2 protein-coding genes are annotated in these 1,960 nt (G+C 46.1%); both read right to left on the bottom strand.

What is annotated here, in order from left to right; translation table 11 throughout:
* Positions 1 to 145: 145 nt before the first annotated feature.
* A complete protein-coding gene (locus tag AAC022_RS27045) occupies positions 146 to 691 on the bottom strand; it encodes a hypothetical protein (RefSeq protein WP_339736436.1) in 546 nt (181 codons plus the stop codon).
* Between the two features lie 67 nt (positions 692 to 758).
* Complete coding sequence (locus AAC022_RS27040; RefSeq protein WP_339736434.1) at positions 759 to 1,502, bottom strand: DUF4339 domain-containing protein; 744 nt, start codon at positions 1,500 to 1,502, stop codon at positions 759 to 761.
* Positions 1,503 to 1,960: the final 458 nt, after the last annotated feature.

Raw genomic sequence — 1,960 nt, 5'->3', positions numbered from 1 at the left:
CCTGTGAGTTTGAACGAAACCAATATTTGGTAGGATTGAGATCGGCGGGAGTGATTGATTCATTCTCAGGTGGACCCTTATTCCTGTTTTGGAGAATATGCGGAACAACCTTCTGAGGATTTCCACTAAAATCCGTTCTCAGGAATTACTTGATCGAAAGAAGAAATTGAAATCCTCCACCAACGAACAAAATGCCAAATCCAATCACAATGAGTCCTCCAATTCTGTTTGCCACAGGTCTATGATACGGGTTACCGCTGAAATCATGGGCTGTCCCGGTCAACAATGCATAACAACCAATTAAAACCATAGCGAATCCACCGATGATCATCGAATATGGTTTCACGCCGTGAAACCAGTGGTCAGCTGGAATCATCCGTTGTACTTTAAATGAAACTACTGACAATACGACCACACCTACCAGGAAATTCCACCCTGGTAACGGAGGGACAGCGTTTCTGTACTCCTGGGCAGAGTCTGTTTTTTCAATGACGAAGCCGGGAAACAATCCGATCTCGAATGCCTGATATTTCCTGCCCTCATCGTGAATAATCTCGGTCTCTGGCTGGATGTAGTCCTGCTCAACAAATTCTTGGAGTTCGTGATAAGAATAGGGGCCTGCGAGCAGACCCTGATCATCAAAACGCCACTCTGGCGCTTCTCTGTTTTCGGGGATGATATATTCGGTCATGAAATTCTTTCTTTTTCATTGTCAGGTTGGTCAATTTATACTCCTCTGCTCTATTTACAGTAGCTCTTCAAGACAGGGGAAGAAACCGCTCATTGCGTCGAAGCCAGAGAATTGCTGTGATCATGAACGCTCCTTCGCACAGTGCGATAATGAATACAAAATAGTCGATCAACTCGACTGCCACGGTTTTTGAAGCGAAGGTGTTTTGGTCAGACATGGCCATGAGCACAATCAAGCAGAAAATCAACAGAAGCAGGGCCGCAGTGGCGACCACGATACTGAGGATAATGATCGTCGGCCCGGAACGGCGCAAAGCTCGAAGACGCATTCCGCCAATGAACAGTGAAACTGTCACAGCCATTGAGGCAAGCATTTCAAAAAACATTGCTAACGCTTCCACACCCACCAGAGGAGCGTTTTCCCCTAAAATGGTTCCGCTGATTATTTGTGAAACGACATAGAGGCACCATAAGCAGGGAGAGATCAGGAGCGTGTAGAGACAGATCCCGTTTGCCATGGACGGCAATCTCTCGTTGGTAAATAACGGTTCGATTCGATAACTTTGAACAGGTGGGACTGGGGGAACTTTCAATGCGGAATCTTCAGTTCCCGATTCAAACTCATTCCAGTCAGACAGTGGCTTCCATACCCTCTCACCTGCTGAATAGGCATAGTCAGTTGAACGGATTCTGTTTGACTTCAAAGCATCACAGATTTCCTGGTGGGACAGAGGGCCTTCCGCTTCACCATTCTTCGCCAGCCACCAGAGTCTCTGAGTACTTTCAATTGTTTTGTTGCTTTCTTCCTGCATGGAACTTACCGATCCTTTTCTATTTGGTTTGGTTTTAATTCTGTGCTCGTACAGAGCTGATGTAGGTTCGCCTTTTCTGTTTTGAGCACTGTTGATTTACGCTTTGAGTGATTATCGTGATGCATCTGCTCCCTGGATGGATTTATTGAATGCTGCGAATCAGAAATTCCAATATCACCAACTGGAACGGTTGAAAACTGACATATCAGCAGTCTGCCCACTGCCTGACGATATCCGTCAACTACTTGGACTAACTTACAGCAACTTAATGATACTTATAGTCCGTGGTTCTATCGTCACTGTCAAGTGTTAAATACCTGCATGGCAAAACGAGCAGATATTTTGGTGAGATTTGGACTGCGGGTCCGGAAACTGCGCAAAGAGCAAGGTTACTCGCAGGAGAATTTTGCGTATGCTTGTGAGCTGGATCGGACCTACGTCGGCGGGATTGAACGGGG

The organism is uncultured Gimesia sp. (assembly GCF_963976445.1).
Taxonomy (GTDB): Bacteria; Planctomycetota; Planctomycetia; order Planctomycetales; family Planctomycetaceae; genus Gimesia.
Note: the sequence above shows the minus strand (reverse complement) of the source record. Positions and strands in the feature narration are given on the sequence as shown.

Bases quoted from the DNA above. Each gene is read 5' to 3' on its own strand.
- AAC022_RS27045 (WP_339736436.1), bottom strand. From the start codon at position 691: ATGACCGAATATATCATCCCCGAAAACAGAGAAGCGCCAGAGTGGCGT.
- AAC022_RS27040 (WP_339736434.1), bottom strand. From the start codon at position 1,502: ATGCAGGAAGAAAGCAACAAAACAATTGAAAGTACTCAGAGACTCTGG.